Origin of the sequence: Marinobacter azerbaijanicus (genome assembly GCF_030250645.1) — a bacterium.
Classification (GTDB): domain Bacteria; phylum Pseudomonadota; class Gammaproteobacteria; order Pseudomonadales; family Oleiphilaceae; genus Marinobacter; species Marinobacter azerbaijanicus.
Genome location: NZ_JASSVS010000003.1, coordinates 322003 through 345513 on the forward strand (window position 1 = coordinate 322003; position 23511 = coordinate 345513).

The following is a 23511-nucleotide window of genomic DNA, read 5'->3' on the forward strand; positions in this document are numbered from 1 at the left end:
TGACTGACTGGTAACCCGTCTGGACGCTAGCCCAGCTGCCGGTTTTCCTCCTGCTGTGCCTGTTCGTCGAGCCACAAGGTCATTTCCCCGACAGGGAGGGGTGGGGTCAGAAAGTACCCCTGAACCATATCGCAGCCCATCTCATCAAGCAGCTCCAGTGTTTCTTGCGTTTCCACACCCTCGGCGACAACGCTGTAGCCGAGGCTGTGGCACATGTCGATGGTGGTTTTGACAATCACCTGGTCACCGACCTCGGAGGCCAGGTCGGTTATCAGCGAGCGGTCAATCTTGATTTCGCTGGCAGGCAGTTGCTTGATATACGACAGCGATGAGTAGCCGGACCCAAAGTCATCTATCGACAGGGGAATACCGGTGGCGTGCAGAGATCTGAGTGCGCGCAGGGAATTGACCGGGTCCTGCATCATTGAGGTTTCGGTAACCTCCAGTGTAATGGCCCCATGATGGGAATGGTAACTGTTCATCAGGCGTTGAACGAACACGGGAAAGTCACGCTCCCGCAGGTTGTTGGGTGAGATATTAACCGACACGTTGAGGATGTGTCCCCTTTCCAGCAGGCGGCTTCTCACGGCCAGCGACTGCTCCAGTACCCAGCGGGTCAGTGGTTTGATCAGTCCGGTCTGTTCTGCGAGTGCGATGATCTCATCTGCGGAAACGGGCCTTTTGCGATCCGGCCAGCGTATCAGGGCCTCCAGTCCCACCACTGCTCTGGTCTTGAGCGACATTTTCGGCTGCAGGTAGAGAGCAAGTTCGTCGTTTTTCAGTGCGTGCTTCAGCTCTGAAACGAGCGTCAGACGGTCAGCACTGTAGGAGTCCCGCGATGACTGGTAGTAAGCCAGTCCTCGATCCCGTGCATCTTCCGACCCCTGGGCGATGTAGGCCCTGCGGATCAATGTGTTGGCCTCAGTGGCGTGGTCGGGGTATATGGCGGTGCCGGTGCGGGGATCCAGCGGCAGCTGCATGCCCAGGTAATCCAGAGGCTCGCGAATTTCCTCAAGGGCGTGGATGATCGCGCGCGGGACCTCGGCCAATACGTCGGCCTCGACCACGAAGCCAAAGGTGGACGATTCCAGAGAAGCGAGATAGAACGATTGTTGTTCAGTGGTCTCAACCGGACAGATGCCGGGCAGGTCCCCCACGATACTGTTGAATCGTCGGGCTGCCAGCTCAATCAGGAGGTCGGTGTTGCGGTGTCCCAGGGTTTTGGTGATTGCTGGAAGATTGGTGAGATGGATCACGGAAATCGAAAACCGTTTGTCGGGTTCCCTGGTGATCAGTTCATTGATCATCATTTCCAGACAGGTCCGATTGGGCAAGCCGGTCAGCGGATTGTGAAGAGCCTGGTCAATCAGTCTCAGTTCTGCAGATCGCCTTGCGGCCATGGCGGCAATTTCCGCTTCCCTCGCGCGCACCTTGTCTTCCCGCTCTTCATAAAGCCTGGCGGCAAGGGCAATGGTCAGCAGAATGGCTTCAAGTGCGGAGCCGATTTCCATGCCATAGGCGGTAACAAAATTGGTGGGAATCAGCCCGTACTTGTTGGCTGCAGTGACGGCGCTGCCCAGTGTCAGTAAGCCCCATGCAATGGTGTAATAGCTGGCCTGGGGGTTTCCCCGGATCCACTGCAGGGGCCCGATCACCGTCAGCAGAAGACAGCTGGGTATGGCAAGGGCAACGGTGAGTCGGCTGGCAATACTGTAGTCAGTAACAAACGTGACCACGACGACCACCAGGTTGATGAGCACTGTGTACCAGACCAGCCTGTCCATTTTCGGGCTGGTGGATTTCAGGTTGAGGAAAGCACGTGAGAAAAGCAGGGTGAAGACGAGTGCGCCCGGTACCGTCAGCATCATCGCCTGGTTGTGTAGCCAGGGAAGCCCCGGCCACAGCAACTGGTAGGTGCTGCCGTTCAGGGTGCCGATCAGTAACAGGTACCCCATGGTGGACAGCACATACAGCAGATACATGCGTTCGCGTAGGGCAAGGAAAACGAACAGGTTGAAAAAAATCACCATGATCAGGATGCCGTAGTAAATGGCGTGCATCTGATCCTCGACCGAGGCAGACTCAAAAAAGGCGGCGGGCTCCCAGAGCCGGACGGGCACCTGCATGGCCCCCTGGCTCTGCACTTTCAATAGTATCTGGTATTGGCTGCCGGGATTGGTGTCGTAGGCAAACAGGAAGTTGCGGTGCTGTATCGGGCGGTCTTCAAACGGGAAATGATCGCCGGTCAGGGTGCGCTGCCGGACGACGCCGTCTTCAAGAAGATAGAAGGTAATCCGGTCAAGCTGCGGGTACCGGATTTCAAGTACCTGCCGGTTGCCGGGTATCGCCGATATGGCGGATGCAGGAATACGGAGCCACACGGTATCGCGGATGTAGCCGAAGTTCGGACTTTCGCTTTCCAGTGGCTGCCAACTATCGGAAGCAAGCGCTTCCCTGAGATCCAACTCTTCTGAAGGGGCCACCCGGATGTAGTCCATGTCCGGCTCTGCAAACCCGGATTGTGACGGGCCTGCCTGGGTTCCGAAAGCCATTATGATCAATACGCCGGTCAGGGCGAAAATCTGAGCAATATGGCGCACGTAATACCAATCTTGTTAGGTTGTCCATTTCAGTATGGCTTCAACCGGTCAGATGCTCAACCCACTGACGAACCCAGGGCTCGGCTTCCAGTTCCGGTTCGGTGGTTTCCAGGGCGTCAATCCGGAAAGTCTCACCGACCTTTCTTGCCGAGGTTTCATAAAAGGCTTCTTCCATCAGATCGCCGGCGCCGCAGAACGTGTCCCCGTAGGAGCTGTCACCCAGTACGATTACGCCAAAAGGTCGTTCCGGTTGCTGGGGAAGTTCATCGCGGAGCCTCAGGTAGAACGGCAGCAGGTTGGGCGGAATCTCGCCCTGGCCCGTGGTGGACGTGCAGATTAATACCGGGTCATTGTTGCCTGTAATGTCCTCCAGTTCCGGATTCTCCAGGACGATGATCTGGTGCCCGTCCTGTTCCAGGCTTTTCTTCAGTGAACGCGCTGTCAGCAGGGCGCCTCCATAGACACTGCCAACCAGAATCCGGATTGTGGCCATAACTCGTCCTGTTCAGTGAATTGCGGGACGATCATAGCGAGTAGGGCGCTGTGCCTCAAGCGCTGGTCCTGGGAGACGCCTGTCCTTTGGTGGTGGTACGTACCCGTGGTGCGATACGGTCTCGACCGTCTTCCTTGGCGTTGTAGAGGTGGATATCTGCCTGCTTCAGCAGCTCATCCACCGAGCCGGCCTTGGCGATGGAACAGATGCCGGCGCTGATGGTTACGGGCAGGCGCTGTCCTGCAAAGATGAACTCAGTGTTGGCCACCTCAGACCGAAGGCGCTCAGCAAGGGTAAGCGCCTGAAGCAGGGACGTGTCGGGCAGCAGGATCAGGAATTCCTCGCCTCCCCAGCGCGCTGCTATATCGGTCTGGCGAATCACCGCCTGCATGAGTTCCGAGAAACGCCTGAGAACTTCATCTCCGGCGTCATGGCCGTATTCGTCGTTGATCCTCTTGAACAGGTCCAGATCTATCAGGGCAATGGAGAAGTGATGGCCCGAACGCTGGTAGCGGGAATACTCCTCGCCGAGACGGTGTTGCATGTCCCGGCGGTTGGAGAGTCCCGTGAGGTCATCGGTCCGGGCGGCATGTTCGTGAGCCTGGGCCAGATTCATCAGCTCATTCCGGGCCTTCAGCCGGCTTGCTTCAAGAACAAAACAGAAAATGGATTCAAAGGTCAGCGTGGCGAAGAAGCGAATCTTGAAGTCGGTGGTGTATTCAGCGGTTACCAGTGGCAATTCCGGAAACTGGAACACCACCGCCGCCAGCAGGTAGCAGAACAGCAGTACTGCTGTTCCCGTTTTGAGATCGGTTAGATAGAACAGCAGGGGTGGGAACACATAAAACCAGAGCGGGCCGGTGTTGCTCTCGCCACCGGTAATGATCAGGTATCCGAACAGTAGCCCAACGATGGCGATCATGCCCACTTTCTGCTGTTGGCGATTACCGTTCCGGGCGAAAACGAGCATGTTGATGGCCACCAGTGCCGCAAAGAACCAGAGAGCTCCTGCATGGGTGGTGTGGGCGACGAACCAGGCCTTGGCTCCAATGCCGACCAGGAAGAGAATAGCCATGGCGGAGAGCCCGGTCAGCAGTCGGGAAACGCGTTCCTCCTCACTCTCGTCGGCGGTTTTCTGGCTGGGGTCCGGAAGTCGGGTCATGGCACTCTTTTCGTTGGTGTTGTGCCTGGGCAGCACAGCTATGCGTCAGATTAGTCAAACATGGCGGTTCGTAAAGCGAAGTCGGTCAAGCATTCGCAATTATGACGGTTTTGTTTCATTTCGATGTCAAAAATTTTATAGTTGCCGCGTTGAAAAATCTGACTTTGAGCTTCCCGTGTTCCCCTGTTGCGAGACCTGATGTGTTATGGCCGGCAAAAACGGATTCCTTGATACCCTCCTTACCAGCCCCTCCACCGAGCGCTACCGCGTAGGCATAAGCTTTCTATTTCTGCTTTGTATCTTCCTTGCGGTGGGACAGATCAGTAGCGGCATGCCCAACAGTATGCTGTTAATGGTAGCGGCAGTGATTGGTGGCTATATGGCCATCAATATCGGTGCCAACGACGTGGCGAACAATGTCGGCCCCGCCGTGGGTTCCGGTGCCCTGTCACTGGGGGGTGCGGTTGTTATTGCCGCCATTTTCGAGGCGGCCGGCGCCATCATCGCCGGTGGTGACGTGGTGTCCACCATCAAGGGAGGCATCATTGCCGCTGAGCGCCTGGAGGATGTGAGCACCTTTGTATGGCTGATGACAGCGGCCCTGCTTGCTGGTGCCCTGTGGCTTAACCTGGCTACCTGGATGGGTGCGCCGGTTTCCACAACCCATTCCATTGTTGGCGGTGTCCTGGGTGCCGGTATTGCTGCTGGCGGCTGGGGTATTGCCGACTGGGCCGTGATGAGCAAGATTGTCGCCAGTTGGGTGATCTCTCCGGTAATGGGGGGCGTGCTGGCGGCCCTGTTCCTGTTTGCCATCAAGAAAACGGTACTTTACCGACAGAATGTGGTCTCTGCAGCGAGAACTTTTGTCCCCTGGCTCGTGGCCATTATGGCCTGGGCTTTCGGTACTTACCTGATGGTCAAGGGCGTCAAGAAGATTATCAGTGTCGATTTCCTGGGAGCCTCTCTGGTTGGTCTGGTGCTGGCCATCGTCGTCTTTATCGCCATGAGAACCCTGGTTGGCCGACGCGCTGCCACCATGGAAAACAGCTCCGCCGGTGTGAACGATCTCTTCGTCTGGCCCATGATCTTTGCTGCGGCGCTGCTCAGCTTTGCCCACGGTGCCAACGACGTTGCCAACGCCATTGGTCCGCTGGCTGCTATTAACGATGCACTGTCCGCGGGGGCCGTGGTAACCGCGGCCAGCATCCCCCTGTGGGTCATGCTGGTGGGTGCGCTGGGGCTGGCAGTGGGCTTGATGCTGTTCGGTCCAAGGCTGATCAAAACGGTTGGCAGCGAAATCACTGAGCTGGACAAGACCCGGGCTTTCTGCATTGCCCTGTCAGCGGCACTGACGGTTATCATAGCGTCACAGTTGGGCCTGCCGGTGAGCTCTACCCATATTGCTGTTGGTGGTGTGTTTGGTGTGGGTTTTCTGAGGGAATATCTGAAGTCCAACTACGCCACCCAGCTTCACAACATCATGGACAGCCATGAAGAGGACGAGCGCGAACGCCTGCGGCCGTTCCTGGAGGATTTCCGCAACGCCTCTGTCGAGGAAATGGAAAATCTGCTTCAGCAGGCCAAGAAAAAGAAGCAGGTACCCCTGTCCAAGAAAGAGCGCAAGCGCCTGAAGAAGATCTACCGCGAGGAGATGGTCAAGCGTTCCCATCTGACCCGCATCGTTGCCGCCTGGATTATCACCGTTCCGGTGTCCGCCTGCATGGCGGCAATCCTGTTCTTCACGTTGAGGGGGCTGTTGCTGTAAGGGATTGCCTGCGCTGGTTGTCAGATGCCTTTTTGGCCCATACTATTCGGGATACGGGAGGTGTCTGCCTCCCAAAATATTGCCAACCTGTCCGGGGATTGATTCATGAGTTCAGCAGAGGAAAGCCGTCAGGCAAAAGTCATTGACGAGCTCAGGGTGTTTATCAAGAAGGTTCTCAGCGACCCGACGATTGCCGTGAAGTCGGTGGAAATCGCCCGCAAATACCGTAACCAGCCCAATGCCAATGAGCTGATTGCCCGGGAAATCAGTGCCAACACCACGATCCGGATTCCGGAAAGCTGGAGTCGGGCGGACCATATGTTTTTAGAGATTCTGGACGAAGTGCTCGATGACGAAGAGGCGCTTTACTGAGTCATTTGGCTTTGGTTAAAGCGGAGTGGGTGAACGGGGCGGAACAGGCTTCAGAAACACGCTGTGAATACGTCCCTGTACGCTCGGCTCCGCCATCCATGGCTCCGCACGGTTTCTGAAGCCTGTTCCGCCCCGTTCACGGCAAGTCCGTGCAGCCCGCCGCGCGTATTTTGGAAGAGTGAATAAGTGTCCCCACCCCTGGCAGTTTCTGACAGAGCAAGCTGATTCAGGCCTGCTGAGCGCCAGTCTGATGCAGTTTCAGTACCGCATCTGCCATCTGATCCAGAATTTTGATTTCGTCCTGAATCCCTTCTTCCGCTGATAGTTCCCGCTGCTCTTTCAATATGTCTGCCAGGATTTCTTTTGTGGTCAACGGATTGGCCAACACTACCCTGAAAACGATGCAGGGGAAGTTGAAGTAGCGTGCCGGCTCCAGTCGCGTCCGGGAGACGAATGCCTTGCCCCGTTCACGCTGGGTTTTCTGCAGAAACTTGGTGATTCGGTTCAGGGAGGTGTTCAGCCGTTCGACCTGCAGGGAGTCAGCCACAGAGAGTGCTTGCTGCACCTTTTCCGGACAATAACGGTAAGTGAGAATGTTGAGCTCGGGCCTGGTGATCAGTTCGAAATCCGGCTCTGCATTGATCATTTCCGCGAAGGTTTTCGCCTTGTCGATGCCCTGGTCGATAAGTATTTCGTACCCCTCCCGCGCAAGGATTCTCAGCCCTGACTGGATCAGCATGGACATACCCGGCCTGGAGCCTTCCAGTGTGGTGCTGCCCAGGTCACGGGAGCCCTTACGGATGATGTACTGGGCGTGATGCTCAACAGCGCTTGCCAGGCTCGGATCCCGGAATACCACAAGTCCCACGCCCATGGGTACATAGAGTTGCTTGTGGGCATCGAAGGTGACCGAGTCTGCCTTTTCGATGCCCCTCATCAGGTGCCGGTGTGTGCGGGAGAACAGTGTTGGCCCGCCCCATGCCGCGTCCACGTGGAAGTGGGCGCCGAATTCCCGGGCAATGTCTGCCATGGCGTCCAGTGGGTCGACGTTACCCGTTTCGGTGGTGCCGGCGATGCCGCAAATGGCCATGACCCGGATCTTCTGGCGATGCAGTTCAAGGCACTTCTCCCTGAGTGCGTCGGTATTGATGCGATTGTCGTCATCGGTGTCGACCGGCACCAGGAAATCCCGGCCAAGGCCCAGCACATCGGCGGCTTTGCGCAGAGAATAGTGACCACGACGGGAGACCAGTATGGCGGCGCCTTCGCAGCCGTAGTAACGCAGGGCGCGGAACAGACCTTCCTGGTGAATGCCGCGGAAGCTGCCCTCGGCGGGAAAAGCGTTGTTGCGCGCCACCCAGAGTGCCGTCAGATTGGCGACGGTGCCGCCTGAACACATGGCACCCAGGGCATGGCGGGGGTCGTGCATCCACTTGCGGTAGAAGGCGCCGTCCTGTTCGTAGACCAGCCGGTGGATCATGCCCAGCACCTGGCGCTCCATGGGGGTGAAGGCCTTGGAGGTTTCGGTTTTGACCAGGTTCTGGTTGAGGGCAATCATGATCTTGGACAGCGGCAGCATGAAATAGGGCAGTGCCGATGTCATGTGGCCGATAAAGCTTGGCGAGGCGGTGTGTACTGAATTTGCCACCAGCTTGTCGAGCAGGAACTGGGCCTGTTCTGATACGAATATGGGCTTTTCGGGGATGGCATAGTCCGAGAAGTCTTTCTCGACTTCGGAAAGATCCCTTTCGACCGCAACAATGTGTTCCTGGAGGAATCCGGCAAGGTTACGGGATATGTTCTGGTCAATCCGACTCAGGGTGGATTCAGGTGCCTCGGGCACAGTGAACACACGGTACATCGCCTCGACTGAGGCCTGGGCGGATTTTTTCTTTCCGGTCATAGGTGCCACACACTATCAGTGGTCATTCGCAAAGCCTGTCCCGGGCGTTCCGTTCTCCCTGAGGGGGCGTAGTATACGGTGTCGTGAAACCATACGCTACAGCATGGCCCCTGCCTGGTGGGAGGGTCAAAGTATCTCCCGGTGTACGTCCAGTATGGCAGCGTCAACGCGTTCCTGTATGGCTTTTTCGACCTGGTCCAGGCGCTGGGATATCTGCTGGGAACTTTCACCGAGGGCGGCGATGGTCCAGGTGGCGCAGTCCAGGGCATCCTGGTCGGCGGTCTCGGCGACGGCCAGGTCGGGTTCTTTGCCCCAGACGGCTTTCATGGCGGTGAAGGCTTTGCGTTTGGCTTTGAGGTCTTCGCAGGCGTAGAGCTGGAAGTGCAGGGTCAGGATGCCCACGTGCGGGGTGATGACTGGCTGCTGGGGGGTGCCCTGGTTCAGGAGTTTTCTCAGTGCTTCAGACATCTTTATGCTTCCGGCTTTTGGTGCTGGAACCGATGGGGGAGGCCTTTCCAAAACACGCTCCTTCGGCCCATCCCTGGGGCGCTTGGGCTCCGCCATCCATGGCTCCGCACAGTTTTGGAAAGGCCTCCCCCACCGGTTCGCGAACCTTTCAGGTGGAGTCCGCTTCGCCAGCCGATTTGTGTCGTCTGGTGATTCTTCTCTAGCCTACTACAGGCGTTGCCCGTTTGATAATGGCCGCCGGGTTGGTGCCTGAGGGCAGGTTGCCGTAGTTCAGGCCGCCGTTGTATTCCAGCCGTGACGCGCAGAAGGCGTCGGCCACCGCCGGGTCGGAGTTTCGGATCAGCAGGGAGGCCTGCATCAGCAGGGCCAGCCGGTCCACCAGGTTGCGGGCGCGGTATTCGAAGTCGCTGATGTCGGCGAAGTCGTTCTGCAGCTGCGCCAGGAAACGGTCGAAGCGGGCATCGCTGCCGCGGGCTTCGGCGGCTTCACTGAAGAAGGCGTCGAGGGTGTCCGGTTCTTTGTGCAGGGCGCGCAGGGTGTCCAGGCACTGGACGTTGCCGCTGCCTTCCCAGATGGCGTTGACCGGTGACTCGCGCAGTAGGCGAGGCATGATGCAGTCTTCCATCACGCCGCTGCCGCCGATGCACTCCATGGCTTCGTAGGCATGGTTGGGTGTGCGCTTGCAGATCCAGTATTTGCCCACGGGGGTGGCCAGTCGTGCCAGCAGACGTTCGTGTTCCAGGTGCTGGTTGTCCAGGGAGCGGGCGATGCGCATGGTATAGGCCAGTGCGGCTTCGCTTTCCAGGGCGAGATCGGCCAGTACGTTCTGCATCAGAGGCTGTTCGCTGAGGCGGTTGCCGAAGGCGCTGCGATGGTGGCAGTGGTGGCTGGCCTGGGCCAGGGCCTGTCGCATGCCGGCAGAGCTTCCGATCATGCAGTCGAACCGGGTCATGGCGACCATTTCAATGATGGTGGGTACGCCACGGCCCTCTTCGCCGACCATCCAGGACAGGGCTCCCCGCAGTTCGGCTTCGCTGGAGGCGTTGGCGATGTTGCCCATCTTGTTTTTCAGGCGCTGGACCTGCCAGGGATTCTTGCTGCCGTCCGGACGCCACCGTGGCATCAGGAAGCAGGAAAGACCGCTTTTGGTCTGGGCCAGTACCAGGAAGGCGTCGCACATGGGGGCCGACACAAACCACTTGTGGCCCACGAGCTCGTAGGCCTGGCCAGGGCCTTCGGCACCAATCGCATAGGCGCGGGTGGTGTTGGCCCGAACGTCACTGCCTCCCTGTTTTTCGGTCATCGCCATACCGATGGTGACGGACTGTTTTTCGCTGTCCGGCACGTTGCGCGGGTCGTAACTGTTGGCGAGGATCTTGTCTTCCCAGATGGCGGCCAGTTCCGGCTGTTTGCGGATCGACGGGACCGCAGCAAAGGTCATGGTAATGGGGCAGCAATGGGCTGCCTCCACCTGGGAATGCATGTAGTACTTGGCGGCCCTCGCAACATGAGCGCCCTTTCCGGGGTTGGCCCAGGGGCTGCTGTGAAGGCCGTTTTCCATGGCGGTGGCCATGAGCTGGTGGTAGGCAGGGTGGAAGTCCACCTGATCAATCCGGTGACCGAAACGGTCGTGGGTGTTGAATGCCGGTTTATTCTCGTTGGCGCGGAACCCCAGTTCAATGGTTTCCGCAGCGCCGGCCAGGGCGCCGAACTGCTTGAGGTCGTCCGTTGCCCCCGTTGCGCCTTCCCGGTTTACCGCTTCCTGCAGGGCCCGGTCCTGTTCAAACAGGTTGTAGTCCTCCAGGGCCGGGGGCTGGTTAAAAACCTCGTGGGTTACGGCCAGATAACGGTCGTCACCGGAGGGCTGAGCTGCGTTCTGTTGCAGGGGCTGGCGGGCGTTCATGTCTACCTCCTGGTGCCAGTCAACCCCTGCATGCAAAAGCAAATGATGGAGTCGACCAGCGGGTCATGGTCGTTGGTCTGCGCCTGTTCTGCGGTGCCTGCCTGTGCAGGGGACAGAGGCCCCACCAGGCTTTCGGCAATAGCACCTACAAGGCAGGTACTGCTTTGTCTGGCATCCTGGTCCGGGAGGCTGCCCTCTCCGATTCCTTCACGGATGGCCTGTTCGAATAACCGGGCATAAGCGCGCCGGAACTTCAGGCGTTCTTCTTCAACCTTCGGGTCCACCGGCTCGGCGATCAGTGACCAGGCCATAACCGGGCCTCTCAGGGCCCTGTCTGCAAACTGGCGAAGGGCTGTCTCCAGCCGGATAACTGCGTTACCGGCTGTGCAGAGTGCTTCGGCAACCTTATCCACTTCCCGCTGCGTGGCGATTCTGAAGATCTCTGCAAACAGGTGTTCTTTGGACTCAAAGTGCCGATAGATTGTTCCCGTAGCAACGCCGGCACTGGCTGCAATTCGGGTTATCTGAGCGCTGCGGAAGCCGCTGTCTGCCACGCATTCATAGGTACATTGGATGATGCGCTCGCGGGCTTCTGCCTTGCGTTTGCGCATTTTTTCTGTTTCCCGGTATGCCATGCGGGTTCCTTATAAGCAGTGAATCATTATTCATTCTTTGTGTCAATCAGTTGGCATGCACAGTCTGCTTGATATTTTTCTTTTTAAACAGTGCCATGGAAGAGATTACAAAAAATTACAAAAAAGGTGTTGTGTGGAAATAGCGTTGCAACCGAAAGCGGATTATAAAGACGCCAAGGCGGGATGGAAGGCTCACCCGCCGAGATGGAGCGGCCCGCTTGAACAGGCTTGGTGCGCTCATTGTGCTGTTTTCGTTGATGGAGAAAATCATGAGTGAATTCGACGAAAGCAATCTGGAGCATTCCGGTAGCTGGACACATGATCGTGAAGATACGCATTCGATTGCCGGACGTGCGCGCATTCGTGCCCAGCTTCAGCAGGATATCGAATCGTTTCTGAGCCAGGGTGGCAAAATTCAGGAAGTTGATACGTCATTCTGTTCGGATTCCTCCCGTAAAGTGGATGTTGGTTTCAACAATCGCTCTCTCTGAGGTTTCAGACCGCAGCCCCTACGGGGGTTGCGGGCTTTCTGCCATCGTCGTTTTACGGTTGTTTTGACGCCGGTCTCACAGTCCTGTTCCGCATTCCTCTATGCTGTCCTGAGGCAGGATAGCCCGTTCTGTCTCTCATGACCGTTACTTGCGCCACATTTGACCCGTAAACAGGCTTTATTCATGAAAGGAATCCTTCGATACGCAACAGTGGCCCTCCTTGTCATGGCAGGTGTTTTTGCTGGTACGGTTATCCTCCTGGGTGATGAGCCGGCAGGACCGTCCGGTGACGCTGCCACGAGTCACACGTCGGTCGGGGTGGTGCCAGAGCAGGACCTGGCAAAAGTGGGGCAGGCACCCTCAGCGTTGGTGGGAAAAGCCAGCGTCGCGGTACCGGAGGGGTTGCCGGCGTCACTGGCGGGAACCACCCCACCTGATGGCTGGGCCAGAACAGATAGTCATGGTTCCCTTGTTCCCACTCCGCAGTTACGACAGCTGTTCGAGTATTATCTCGCTGCTTTGGGGGAAGAGACGCTGCCCCAACTGGTTGCGCGCATACAGCAAGTGCTTGAGCAGCTTGAAGAGCCGGCTCGCTCTGACGCTATGGCCATACTGGGAGACTACCTGGATTACAAGCTGGCGCTGGGCGAACTGGAGGCTTCCTATGGCAATGCTGTAAGTCTTGATGCCGGGGAAATGCAGCGACGCATGGAGGAAATCCGTGCGTTGCGACGTACCTGGATGGATGCCCGGACCGCCAATGCCTTTTTTGCCAACGATGAAGCCCTGGACCAGTTCCAGGTCGAGAAATTACGTATCAGAACTGACCCCTCCCTGTCTGATGAGGAGCGGCAGCAGTCGCTGGCGCGTGCCGAGCAGGCATTGCCGGCGCCGGTACGCGAGGCGCGCCGGGAAACACGCAAGTTCAGTGACTACCAGCAGGCCCGTTCAGAATTTGCTGATGACCCAGAGGCGCTGCGGGCCTGGCGTGAGAAACGCTTTGGGGAAGAAGGCGCGCGGCAGCTGGAAAAAGTGGAAGCCGAGCAGCGGGCCTGGGAAAACAGGTGGCAGGCCTACAGTCAGGAACTGGCGGAGCTGGAAGATCTGGGGCTTGTGGGGCCTGAGCGTGAGGCCGCCATCGATCTGCTCAGGGATGAGTATTTCGAGGGTGCGGAAAAGCTGCGGGCGGAAGCCCTCGACTCTATCCGGTAACAGTGTCGTCATCTCGTGGTGGTAGCCTGAACCACCGGATCAGCGGCAGGCCCTGCCCCCGTTGCTTGCGGGCGTGTATGATGGGGTGCTGACGGCGGTGGGACGAATCCTGTCCTGTTCGCTGCCCCAATTCCCACAGGAGGTGCCCCGTGAGCTTTATGTCAAACCGCGTTTTCCCGGCTACCCGTCTGCGTCGCAACCGGGTTGACAGTTTTTCCCGAAGGCTGGTTCGGGAGAATCAGCTCAGTGCCGATAACCTGATTTTTCCAGTGTTCGTGCTGGAAGGTGAGGGCCAGCGGGAGCCGGTGCCTTCCATGCCTGGTGTTGAGCGTCTCAGCATTGATCTGCTGGTTGAACAGGCCAGGGAGCTGGTGGATCTGGGTATTCCGGCAGTTGCACTGTTTCCTGTTGTACCGGCGGAGCACAAGAATCTGTCCGGCTCAGGGGCCTGGGACTCGGATGGCCTGGCGCAGCGGGCGGTGCGGGCACTCAAGGATGCCTGCCCGGACCTGGGGGTTATTACAGATGTGGCGCTGGATCCGTTCACCACCCATGGCCAGGACGGTATCATCGACAATGACGGCTACGTCCTGAACGATGTGACCGTGGAAGCGCTGGTGAACCAGGCGTTGTCCCATGCGGATGCCGGTGCTGATATTGTGGCCCCTTCCGACATGATGGACGGCCGTGTGTCCGCCATCCGGGAAGCCCTGGAGTCCGCCGGGTATGTGAATACGAGGATTCTGGCCTATTCTGCAAAGTATGCATCCAGCTATTATGGGCCTTTTCGGGATGCGGTCGGATCGGCTGGCAATCTGGGTAAGGGTAACAAGGCGACTTACCAGATGGATCCGGCCAATAGCGATGAGGCCCTGCAGGAAGTGGCCATGGATATTGCTGAAGGCGCTGACATGGTGATGATCAAGCCCGGCATGCCTTATCTGGATATCGTCTACCGGGTCAAGCAGGAACTGCAGGTGCCCACGTTTGTTTATCAGGTCAGCGGTGAATATGCCATGCATATGGCGGCCGCGGAGAATGGCTGGCTTGATGGCGACGCGGTGATGATGGAAAGCCTGATGGCCATGCGCCGCGCCGGCGCCGATGCCATCCTGACCTACTTTGCCGTCAGGGCTGCGCGGCTGATGCGCAGCCGCAGTACCTGACAGGCCATAGCCACAACCAGGGCGCTGTACCGGCACCCTGACAATGGAAGCAGTAAGCAATGAGTACCGAATCCGCAAACAACCTGAAGGCTGTCGATACCCAGAATGTGCCAGCTCCGGTGGAAGTACCGGCGCCTGGTACCGACGTTGATGTGGCAGCCCAGGAAAACTATTTCAATCGTGAGTTGAGTCAGCTGCAGTTCAACTACCGTGTGCTCAAGCAGGCCCTGGATACCACGCATCCACTGATCAACCGGTTGATGTTCTGCTGCATTTTCAGCAGCAACATGGACGAGTTTTTTGAGATCCGTGTGGCCGGCCTGCGACAGCAGATCAAGTACGGACGGGAAACGCTGGGCTCTGACGGCATGATGCCGGAGCAGGTGCTGGGTGAGATCAGTCGGGTGGCCCACGAGTACATCCGGGAACAGTACGACATTCTTAACAATGTACTGATTCCCGAGATGGAGCAGGAGAATATTCACTTTGTCCGGCGCCGTGAGTGGACGCAGGCCCAGGCAGACTGGGTACGTCGCTACTTCGACGAGGAAATCCTGCCGGTGGTCAGCCCGATCGGTCTTGACCCGTCACACCCTTTTCCACGGCTGGTGAACAAAAGCCTGAACTTCATTGTCGAGCTGGACGGCAAAGACGCTTTTGGTCGGGAAACCGGCATGGCCATTGTGCCAGCGCCGCGCTCGTTGCCGCGACTGGTGCGCCTGCCGGACGATGTCTGTAATGGTGGTGATAACCTGGTGTTCCTGTCGTCAATGATTCACGCCCATACAGACGAGCTGTTCCCGGGGATGGAGGTGAAGGGCTGCTACCAGTTCCGTCTGACCCGCAATGCCGACCTCGAGCTGGAAGACGACCTCGAGGACCTTGCATCGGCCCTGCGTGGAGAACTGCTAAGCCGGCGCTTTGGTGATGGTGTGCGGCTGGAGGTGGCGGATAACTGCCCGGAGGAGCTGGTCCACTTCCTGCTCCGTGAATTCGGGCTCACTGATCGGGATCTGTATCAGGTGCATGGTCCGGTTAACCTCACCCGTCTGATGGCGGTAGGCGGACTGGTAGATCGTCAGGACCTGACCTATTCGGGGTTCTCGCCTTCAATCCCGCGCCAGATCCGTACGAAAGAGACCATGTTCGATGCCATTCGCAAGCGCCCGCTGCTGCTGTTGCATCCCTACGAAAACTTCAGCCCGGTGGTTGATCTGTTGCGTCAGGCCGCCAAGGATCCCCAGGTCCTGGCCATCCGCCAGACACTTTACCGCACCGGCGCCGACTCGGAAATTGTGGAAGCGTTGATGGATGCGGCCCGTCGTGGCAAGGAGGTCACCGCCATCATTGAGCTGAGGGCCCGTTTCAGCGAAGCGGAGAACCTTGAATTGGCCAGCCGCCTGCAGGAGGCCGGGGTTATCGTGGTTTATGGCGTGGTGGGCTACAAGACTCACGCCAAGATGATCCTGATTGTGCGGCGGGAGGAAGGAAAGCTGCGCCGCTACGTGCATCTGGGCACGGGTAATTACCACGCCGGTAATGCTCGCCTGTACACTGATTACAGTTTTATGACCTGTGATGAGTCCATTGGTGACGACGTCAACAAACTGTTCCAGCAGCTCACGGGAATGGGCAAGGCACTGAAGATCAAGAAGCTGTTCCACTCTCCTTTTACCCTGCATAGCCGTTTGCTGGGGCTTGTGGACAGAGAAGCGGAACTGGGAGACAAGGGGCGCATCATTCTCAAGTTCAACGCCCTGACCGAGCGTGAGCTGATCAAGGCTCTCTACCGGGCCTCCCGGGCCGGTGTGAAAATTGACCTGATCATCCGTGGTATCTGTTGCTTGCGACCCGAGGTGCCCGGGCTGTCGGACAATATCCGGGTAAGGTCCATCATCGGGCGGTTTCTGGAGCATACGCGGGTTTACTATTTCGGCAACAACGGTCGGCCGGAGGTGTATGGCTCCAGCGCTGACGGCATGGAACGCAACCTGCTGAGCAGGGTGGAAACAGCCTTTCCAATTGAAGACCCGGCCCTGATCGCGCGTATGCGTGAAGATCTGGATACCTACCTGGCTGACAATTGCCAGTCCTGGATCTTGCAGCCGGATGGCAGCTATATCCAGAATCAGCCGGCGGAGGGTGAGGAGCGCTTCGCCTCGCAACTGGTCTTGCTTGAACGCCTGACTGGAAAATCATAGTTTCCTCGTCGCTTTTTGCCAGTTGTGCCGACGGTGGGGCGCTATCATGGAGAATATGCAGTTGAAAAAACAGTGGATGGTTGCCGGTGCGGCAGTACTGGCGGTTGGTGTATTCGCCCCCTGGGCCGTGGGCTATGTGACCGAGCAGCAGTGGCAGAGTGTGACCACGGAAGTGAACCAGTCCCAGCCGCTATTTCAGTTGGAAACGCGGGACTACAACCGGGGCTACATGGGGGCCGAGTTTTCCGGCACCATCATTGTCCAGGACCCTGAGACCGGGGAAGAACACGAATTCGACTATCAGGCCAGGGTGAGCCACGGGGTCACCGGCAGTCTGATGGATTTTTCCCCGCCCGGTGAGCTTGGCTCCCAACTGGACAGGATTTTCCCGGATGAAAAGCCCAAACTGACGCTGGAAACCCGGCTCTGGGGTACGGCTATTTTTGAGTTCACTGTCCCTGCCGTAAGCCTTATCGACGAAGAGACGGGGGAGTCCTTCGATATGTCAGAGAGTTACGCCCGCGCCGACATCAGTGGCAATGGTTCCCAAGCGGATATTCTCATGCTATGGCCTGGTGCCGTGATCCGGGCGCCGGATCTGCGCATAAGCATTGAGGACTTCCGTCTTGAACAGACCCTTGAACACCTGACCGGCGAAGTCTGGCTTGGCAACGGCGACATGTCGCTCAGTCGCCTCGAGGTGGCATCCCGGCATGAGCCTGCTCTCCGCTTCGACCAGTTCGCCATAAAAAGTGAAACTACCACTGGTGATGACGGTAAGAGTATCGATTCGGAAGCCGTCGTTACCCTGGAGAAGATGACGGCAGACGACGAGAGCTTCGGCCCCCACCGCATGGCATTCGTGTTTAATGGTCTGGACGTGGAGAGCTGGAATGACCTGACATCGGCCCTGACGGACATGCAGGTTGCTGCTCTCAACAGTAAGGCGGGAGATTCCCGCGCCGTGATGCAGCAGCAGATGGAGTCCATGAGCCGCATTAATGAGGCCATGCTTGGCCTGGCAGCGGAAGGTTTTTCGTTTGGTTTTCCAGAGCTGTCTTTTGCGACACCTTATGGGCCAGTGAATGGTGAGATAATGGTGCAGCACCCGTCGCTATCTGACGAGGAGAGAGATCAGATGATGATGGTCATGCAGCGGCTGTCCGGCAATCTGGAGGTGAGCATGCCGTTGGCCCTGGTGGAACAGCATCCGGAGCTTGGTATGCAGGTGGCGCCGCTGATCAAGCAGGGTATGGTGGAGCAGGAGGGAGACCGCCTGCGGGTGCAGGGCACCCTTGAAGACCTTGCCCTGGATGTCAACGGCAACCTGATTCCGTTGCCGCCTCTGTTCTGATCTTCTGGTGGGGGGCTGCCCGTCTATGGGCAGCATGCCTGCTCGCTGCTATTTCTTGCCGAATTTTTGCTTGAGTGCGGCTTCTACGGCCGGATCGACAAATTCCGATACATCCCCGCCCAGTGAGGCGATTTCCCGGATCAGGGTGGAGGAGATGTAGGAGAGGTGGTTGGCCGGTGTCAGGAACACGCTTTCCACTTCCGGTGCCAGACGACGGTTCATGTCGGCTAGCTGGAATTCGTATTCGAAGTCGGACACGGCTCTGAGGCCGCGAAGAATGACGGTGGCTCCCTGGTCCCGTACGAAGTCTGCCAGCAGGTTGCTGAAGCCGGTAACGCTGACGTTGGGCAAGTGTGCAGTGGCCTGGGCGACCAGCTCACAGCGTTCTTCCAGGGACAGCAGTGGGGATTTCTTGGGGTTGTAGGCGATGGCGACGACGACTTCGTCGAAGAGGCGGCCTGCGCGTTCGATGAGGTCGGTGTGGCCATTGGTGATCGGGTCAAATGTACCCGGGTAGATGACTTTTGGCATTCGGAGCTCCTTTTCACCGGAAGCGGACAGGATAGCAGCCTTCTTCTTGAACCAAAATGTTCGGGCCTTCCTTCAAGCCTGCAACCTTGGGGCGGTGCCATACGATGACGGCTTTCCAGGATACGCTACAAGCACGTCCCTGTGCGCTTGAGTGAAGCCATCCATGGCTTCACACAATCCTGGAAAGCCGTCACGCATGGCACATCAGGCAATGTGCTGGCCGCTCTTCAGTCTAACTGCTGAGCTTCTGGGCCAACCGAGTACTGTTTCTGGCCGCCAGGGCATAAACCGACAACTGCGGGTTGGCGCCTATGCTGGTGGGGAAGATCGAGGCGTCGTGGATGCTGAGGTTTGCGACGTGGTGGTGTTCGCCGAAGCCGTTGACCACGGATTCTTCCGGGTTGCCGCCCATGCCGCAGCCGCCCATCTGGTGGGCGGTGAACAGGCGGACGCGGTGCGGTTTCATGGCCAGGTTGTCGATGCCGGCTCTGGCGTCGGCCCAGGAGCTGTACCAGGGGGAATCCAGGTGCATGAGGCGGACTTTGCGGGCGCCGGCGGCGAACTGGATTTCGGCCATTTTGTAGAAGGCGTCTTTCACACCCTGCCAGATGTAGTCGGTGACGGGGTAGTCCAGTACCGGGCTGCCGTCGTCGCGGAGGCTGACGGTGCCGCCGGCGCTGTCGGGGTGGAACCCGTCCCGTAGCAGGGCGATAACGGAGTTCATCCGCGGCAGTTTTGACAGGTCATTGAGCTGCTGTTGTCCGTGGCCGGGGACCACACCTGCAGACATCGCCGGGTGCAGGGGTGGTACTTCCAGCTTGAAACCGGCGGGCCCGTCGACGCCCCGGGAGAAGTTGAATTCGTCCGAGTAGATCGACTGGGGTGCGCCGTAGTAAGGGTCGACGGTGTCCGGCATTTCCGCAACCGTCGCGTTGACGGGGTGCAGAAAGGTGCGTTTGCCGATGCGGTCGTGGGGGTCGGGTATGTCGGATCTCAGCAGCAGGCCCGGTGAGCCGATGGCGCTGGCGGCAACCACGAAATGCTTTGCCTTCAGTTCCACGGTGATACCGGAGGGTGATACCCCGTCGGCAGCCATGGCTGAGGCCTGCAGGTGGTCGATCCGGTCCTGCTTCATTACCAGCCTGTCGGCCCTCAGGCCATGGAACAGGTGGGCGTTGTTGTCCAGGGCGCCGGGTATGGTGGTGGTCAAGGCACCCTGCTTGGCGTTGGTGGGGCAGCCCACGCCACAATAGCCCAGATTCCAGCAGCCTTTGACGTTGCGGGGAATGACTTCCCAGGACCAGCCCAGAGCCTCACAGCCCTGGCGCAGGATGTCGTTGTTGACGTTGGGGTTGGTGCGCCAGGGTTCGATGTTGTGCCGCTGCTCGCGGCCATCGAACCAGGGTCTCATGGCCTCCGGGCTCAGTCCGTCCAGCCCGAACCGGCTGGCCCAGTGGTTCAGGGTCGGCTCCGGCGTGCGGAAGCTCGAGGTCCAGTTCACCGTCGTGGAACCTCCCACACAACGGCCTTGCAGAATGGCAATGGCGCCGTCGCTGGTCACCCGGCTCATGCCTTCCTGGTAAAGGGAGGCGTAAGCGTCAAGCTCGTTCATCTTGAAGTCTTTCTGGTAATAGAGCCTACCCTCCTCAACAAGAATCACCGACAGCCCGGCCCTGGCCAGTATTTCCGCTGTGGTGCCACCACCGGCGCCGGTGCCGATGATCACGACATCCGCTTCGTGGGTCTGATTCTGTGTCAGTCTGGCGCCGTCGGTGACCTTCCAGCCAGCTTCGAGCCCACGGGCGATACGATCCGTTAATGACATTGCAATACTCCGATACGCAGGTGGGCCGCTCAGGCGTTGTTTTTGAACTGGGGCAGGGCGTCCACAGCAAATGCGGGAGGCCCGGGATAACCGGACAGGTGCCAGTGGTCTTCATGGCCATAAAACGCCACGTTACTGACCTTGGTCAGCGCAATATAGCCGTTGTTGAACAGGCCAATACCACTGGTACGCCAGCGCTCAAGAAATGCATGAGCCGTTTCCGTACTGGCGTTCTCCCAACTGGACCACACCCGCGCAACGGTTACCCGGGTCAGCCCGAAATTGAGCAGATCAAACAGGCCGCGAAGCTCTTTCTGATTGGCCGGACCGAACTGGTGAATGCCGGCATCGATACGCTCAATGGTGGCCTGAACCTGCTGCCGCCGCACAACCGGCTCCCCGGACAGCCCCGGTCCGACCATGGCTGGCAGCAGGGCCTCGAACAGCACAATGTCGTCACGGGTCAGAAAACGGAACTCATAGCTCCGGTCCATCGCCTCCGGCATCGGATAGTCCCGCCCCGCCGGTGCAGTCGCACACCCGGACAGGCCTGCCGTTACACTCACGGTACCCAGAAACATCGCACCACCAAGCCCCGCCCGAAGAAAACTCCGGCGGTCCATAGTGGTTGCGGGGATATCCATATGCACGGATTGAGGGTGGATTTCAGACATATCGACTCTCTTGTTTTTATTGTCTTTCTGTTTTCGGACAGCCAGCCCCAGGCCAGCAGGAACCGGGGAGAACGACCGTCCGGGACCCTAAAAAACAAGGATGTGTTTTAGGAGCCTACATGGACGTATTCACGGCGTGTCCCGGACGGTCGTTCTCTCCGGTTCCCAGCACCGAAACTATCAGGCGCTGGGAACAATCACCGAATAAACAGCTTATATACCATCTTGTGCGCCCTCGTACCGTGAGGCGCATACACAAACTTGCCACTGTTGAACTTCTGTTTGCTGAAAATCGCCCGATGATGGGAGAACGTCAGGAAACCTTCCTTGCCATGGTAGTGACCCATGCCGGAATCCCCCACGCCACCAAACGGCAGATCATCCTGGGCGACATGCATCAGTGCATCATTGATACACATACCTCCCGAGTGGGTATTCTCGACCACATGTGTCTGCATTGACTTGTCATAGCCGAAGAAATACAGCGCCAGCGGCCGCGGGCGGTCATTGATGTAGTGAATCGCCTCATCCAGCTTGCCATAACTGACCACCGGCAGAATCGGCCCGAAAATCTCGTCCTGCATGATCTTCATATCCGGCGTGGTATTCAGTGCCAGCGTGATTGGCATCTTGCGGGTGCCGTCCTTCAGGTTTTCCTGGGCCGGATTGATCTCAATCAGCTCCGCGCCCTTATTGCGGGCGTCCTCAAGATAACCCTGCAGCCGGTCATACTGGCGTTCATTGATGATCGCCGTGTAATCATCATTGTCCCGCAGGCTCGGGTACATCTTTGCAAACTGGTTGCGATACTCATCCACAAATGCCTGCACCCGGTCAGCCGGGCATAGTACATAGTCTGGCGCCACACAGGTCTGACCCGCATTCAGAGCCTTGCCGAAGGCGATGCGCTGGGCAGCATCCTCCATGGGAACATCCGGGGACACAACAGCAGGCGACTTGCCGCCCAGTTCGAGCGTTACCGGCGTCAGATTCTCGGCCGCTGCACGCATTACCAGCTTACCCACCGATGTGGAACCGGTGAACAGCAGGTGGTCGAAGGGCCGGCTGGAAAAGTCCGCGGCCACATCTGCCTCACCGTTAATCACACTCACCAGATCCTCCGGGAACGCGGACTCGATAATCTCCCGGAACAGGGCAGAGGTGTGGGGGGTAAACTCGGACATTTTGATCATGGTGCGGTTGCCCGCAGCCAGCGAAGCCACCAACGGCCCAACCGCCAGGTAAAGCGGATAGTTCCAGGGCACAATTACGCCTACCACGCCTTTGGGCTGGTAGTGAACACGGTTGCTGGCCGGCTGGAACAGGACGGATACGTGGCGCTTGGAAGGCTTCATCCAGCTTTCAAGATTTTTCAGGGCGTAGTTGATGCCCTGGATGGACGGCATCACCTCAGCAATCAGCGACTCGTCCTTCGAGCGACAGCTGAAATCCCGATCAATGGCCTCCAGCAACTTGTCCTGGTTGGTCATCAGCACGCGCTTGAGGCGCTTCAAATTCTCCTGGCGCTCGGTCAGGGATGGCATCGGGTTGTTGCGGAATGCCTTTTTCTGATCATCGAATACCCGGTGGGTATGTTGGATCTGCTTCTTGCTTTCTGTCAGCTGGACAACGGTGGCAACCATATCGATCTCTCCTCGCGGTTCCAGACTCATGCCGGTACCGGGAATAACATTGGTGAAAATGTATTCAATTTGCGCTTGCGGGTATTATTAGAGTATATACTCTAGTGAGTCAAGGCGACCGGATGGCGGATCGGGCCATCCCACATACAACAACCCACTGTGAGCCTATGAAAACCCGAGACAAGATTCTTCTTTCGAGCCTGGAACTGTTTAACGAAAGGGGCGAGCGCAATATCACCACCAACCATATCGCCGCTCACCTGGCAATTTCCCCGGGTAATCTGTACTACCACTTTCGTAACAAGTCCGACATCATTTACGAGATTTTTCTGGAGTACGAAAAATTGGTGGATTTCTATCTGGATATTCCGGAAAACCGCCCTATTACGTTGGAGGACCTGACGTTTTACCTGGAATCAGTGTTTGACGGACTCTGGAGTTACCGCTTCTTCCATCGTGATCTGGAATACCTCCTCGACAGTGACAGGCGCCTGCGCCAGGACTACCGTGAATTCACCAACCGGTGTCTGGCGGCGATCAGCAGAATTTTCGAGAAACTGGCCGAGGCGGGGATTATCCAGCCCCAGCCTGACGAGTTGCGTTCTGCAATGTCCTTGAATGTATGGCTGGTTATAACCAACTGGATGGCGTTCCTGAAAACCGCCCACGCTCTTGAAGAGTCCACCAGCCTCACTCTGAACGAGTTGAAACAGGGGATCTATCAGGTTCTGACCCTTGAAATCCCTTACCTGACTGCTGATTACCGGGATCGGGTGATGGCACTACGGGAAAAATACCGTCCTCAGTTGCCAGAGTCTGCAGAGGCCTCACTGGAAGCCTGCCGAAAGAGCCAGAAATTGGGGAACTTTTGATCAACTGACGTGTCAATAACTACGACATCGGGAATTCGGACATTCACGGTGTCACCTGAGTGAGTTCTCAGGTTTTAGCACGTCGCAAACCCTGACGTTTTACCGGCCTGTCATGCAGGCCGGTTTTTTATTGCCTTTATCCCGCGCAGAAGCTGTTCACCGCATCCTTGTCAACGCATTTTAAATCCAATAGAATCGTAAATGTTACCGGTAATATATGCCGGCACAAAAACAATCAGGA

19 protein-coding genes are annotated in these 23511 nt (G+C 57.8%); 8 read left to right on the forward strand and 11 right to left on the reverse strand.

The features are described 5' to 3' along the window. Nucleotides 1-26: 26 nt before the first annotated feature. The 3 genes from QPM17_RS07890 to QPM17_RS07900 are packed head-to-tail and all read right to left on the reverse strand — an operon-like array spanning nt 27 to nt 4255. Nucleotides 27-2600 carry an EAL domain-containing protein gene (locus QPM17_RS07890; protein ID WP_340366303.1) on the reverse strand — a complete coding sequence of 858 codons (2574 nt, stop codon included), beginning with the start codon at nt 2598-2600 and terminating at the stop codon, nt 27-29. A 40-nt stretch (nt 2601-2640) separates the two neighbouring features. After that, nucleotides 2641-3093, reverse strand: a complete 453-nt coding sequence (locus tag QPM17_RS07895; RefSeq protein WP_285390108.1) for a flavodoxin — start codon at nt 3091-3093, stop codon at nt 2641-2643. A 55-nt stretch (nt 3094-3148) separates the two neighbouring features. Further along, nucleotides 3149-4255: a GGDEF domain-containing protein gene (locus QPM17_RS07900; RefSeq protein WP_285390109.1), complete on the reverse strand. Its 1107-nt coding sequence runs from the start codon at nt 4253-4255 to the stop codon at nt 3149-3151. Between the two features lie 205 nt (nt 4256-4460). On the opposite strand from QPM17_RS07900, the gene QPM17_RS07905 reads away from it, so the two are divergent. Continuing rightward, the gene (locus QPM17_RS07905) at nt 4461-6020 is read left to right on the forward strand and encodes an inorganic phosphate transporter (RefSeq protein WP_285390110.1); all 1560 of its coding nucleotides are present in this window, start codon (nt 4461-4463) and stop codon (nt 6018-6020) included. 105 nt (nt 6021-6125) lie between these two features. Then, complete coding sequence (locus QPM17_RS07910) at nt 6126-6392, forward strand: hypothetical protein (protein WP_150990625.1); 267 nt, start codon at nt 6126-6128, stop codon at nt 6390-6392. A 226-nt stretch (nt 6393-6618) separates the two neighbouring features. Here QPM17_RS07910 and panP read toward each other — a convergent pair whose 3' ends face one another. The 4 genes from panP to QPM17_RS07930 all read right to left on the reverse strand — a co-directional run bounded on the left by panP (nt 6619) and on the right by QPM17_RS07930 (nt 11301). Beyond that, nucleotides 6619-8295, reverse strand: coding sequence for a pyridoxal-dependent aspartate 1-decarboxylase PanP (gene panP / locus QPM17_RS07915; protein WP_285390111.1), 1677 nt, complete (start codon nt 8293-8295; stop codon nt 6619-6621). 126 nt (nt 8296-8421) lie between these two features. Continuing rightward, on the reverse strand, nt 8422-8763 hold the full coding sequence (locus QPM17_RS07920; protein ID WP_285390112.1) for a DUF503 domain-containing protein: 342 nt from the start codon (nt 8761-8763) through the stop codon (nt 8422-8424). A gap of 199 nt (nt 8764-8962) precedes the next feature. Then, on the reverse strand, nt 8963-10666 hold the full coding sequence (locus tag QPM17_RS07925) for an isovaleryl-CoA dehydrogenase (RefSeq protein WP_285390113.1): 1704 nt from the start codon (nt 10664-10666) through the stop codon (nt 8963-8965). A gap of 2 nt (nt 10667-10668) precedes the next feature. Next, a complete protein-coding gene (locus QPM17_RS07930) occupies nt 10669-11301 on the reverse strand; it encodes a TetR/AcrR family transcriptional regulator (protein ID WP_285390114.1) in 633 nt (210 codons plus the stop codon). Between the two features lie 269 nt (nt 11302-11570). Here QPM17_RS07930 and QPM17_RS07935 point away from each other — a divergent pair, with 269 nt between their 5' ends. The 5 genes from QPM17_RS07935 (at nt 11571) to QPM17_RS07955 (ending at nt 17725) form a co-directional block, all read left to right on the forward strand. Further along, nucleotides 11571-11792: a hypothetical protein gene (locus QPM17_RS07935; RefSeq protein ID WP_285390115.1), complete on the forward strand. Its 222-nt coding sequence runs from the start codon at nt 11571-11573 to the stop codon at nt 11790-11792. A gap of 183 nt (nt 11793-11975) precedes the next feature. After that, a complete protein-coding gene (locus QPM17_RS07940) occupies nt 11976-13004 on the forward strand; it encodes a lipase secretion chaperone (RefSeq protein WP_285390116.1) in 1029 nt (342 codons plus the stop codon). Nucleotides 13005-13162: 158 nt separating this feature from the next. Then, entirely contained in the window at nt 13163-14170 is a 1008-nt protein-coding gene (hemB, locus tag QPM17_RS07945; RefSeq protein WP_422732743.1) for a porphobilinogen synthase, read from the forward strand. 59 nt (nt 14171-14229) lie between these two features. Then, nucleotides 14230-16371, forward strand: a complete 2142-nt coding sequence (ppk1, locus tag QPM17_RS07950) for a polyphosphate kinase 1 (protein ID WP_285390118.1) — start codon at nt 14230-14232, stop codon at nt 16369-16371. Nucleotides 16372-16426: 55 nt separating this feature from the next. Next, the gene (locus tag QPM17_RS07955) at nt 16427-17725 is read left to right on the forward strand and encodes a DUF945 family protein (RefSeq protein WP_285390119.1); all 1299 of its coding nucleotides are present in this window, start codon (nt 16427-16429) and stop codon (nt 17723-17725) included. Nucleotides 17726-17773: 48 nt separating this feature from the next. On the opposite strand, the gene coaD is transcribed toward QPM17_RS07955, so the two are convergent. The 4 genes from coaD to QPM17_RS07975 all read right to left on the reverse strand — a co-directional run bounded on the left by coaD (nt 17774) and on the right by QPM17_RS07975 (nt 22398). Beyond that, on the reverse strand, nt 17774-18256 hold the full coding sequence (gene coaD / locus QPM17_RS07960) for a pantetheine-phosphate adenylyltransferase (RefSeq protein ID WP_285390120.1): 483 nt from the start codon (nt 18254-18256) through the stop codon (nt 17774-17776). A gap of 232 nt (nt 18257-18488) precedes the next feature. Then, nucleotides 18489-20081 carry a GMC family oxidoreductase gene (locus QPM17_RS07965; protein WP_285390121.1) on the reverse strand — a complete coding sequence of 531 codons (1593 nt, stop codon included), beginning with the start codon at nt 20079-20081 and terminating at the stop codon, nt 18489-18491. A gap of 29 nt (nt 20082-20110) precedes the next feature. Further along, nucleotides 20111-20755: a hypothetical protein gene (locus QPM17_RS07970; protein WP_285390122.1), complete on the reverse strand. Its 645-nt coding sequence runs from the start codon at nt 20753-20755 to the stop codon at nt 20111-20113. A gap of 197 nt (nt 20756-20952) precedes the next feature. After that, nucleotides 20953-22398 (reverse strand): coniferyl aldehyde dehydrogenase, encoded by a 1446-nt coding sequence (locus QPM17_RS07975; RefSeq protein ID WP_285390123.1) that lies wholly within the window; start codon nt 22396-22398, stop codon nt 20953-20955. Between the two features lie 167 nt (nt 22399-22565). Here QPM17_RS07975 and QPM17_RS07980 point away from each other — a divergent pair, with 167 nt between their 5' ends. Further along, nucleotides 22566-23270, forward strand: coding sequence for a TetR/AcrR family transcriptional regulator (locus QPM17_RS07980; protein WP_285390124.1), 705 nt, complete (start codon nt 22566-22568; stop codon nt 23268-23270). Nucleotides 23271-23511 lie beyond the last annotated feature (241 nt).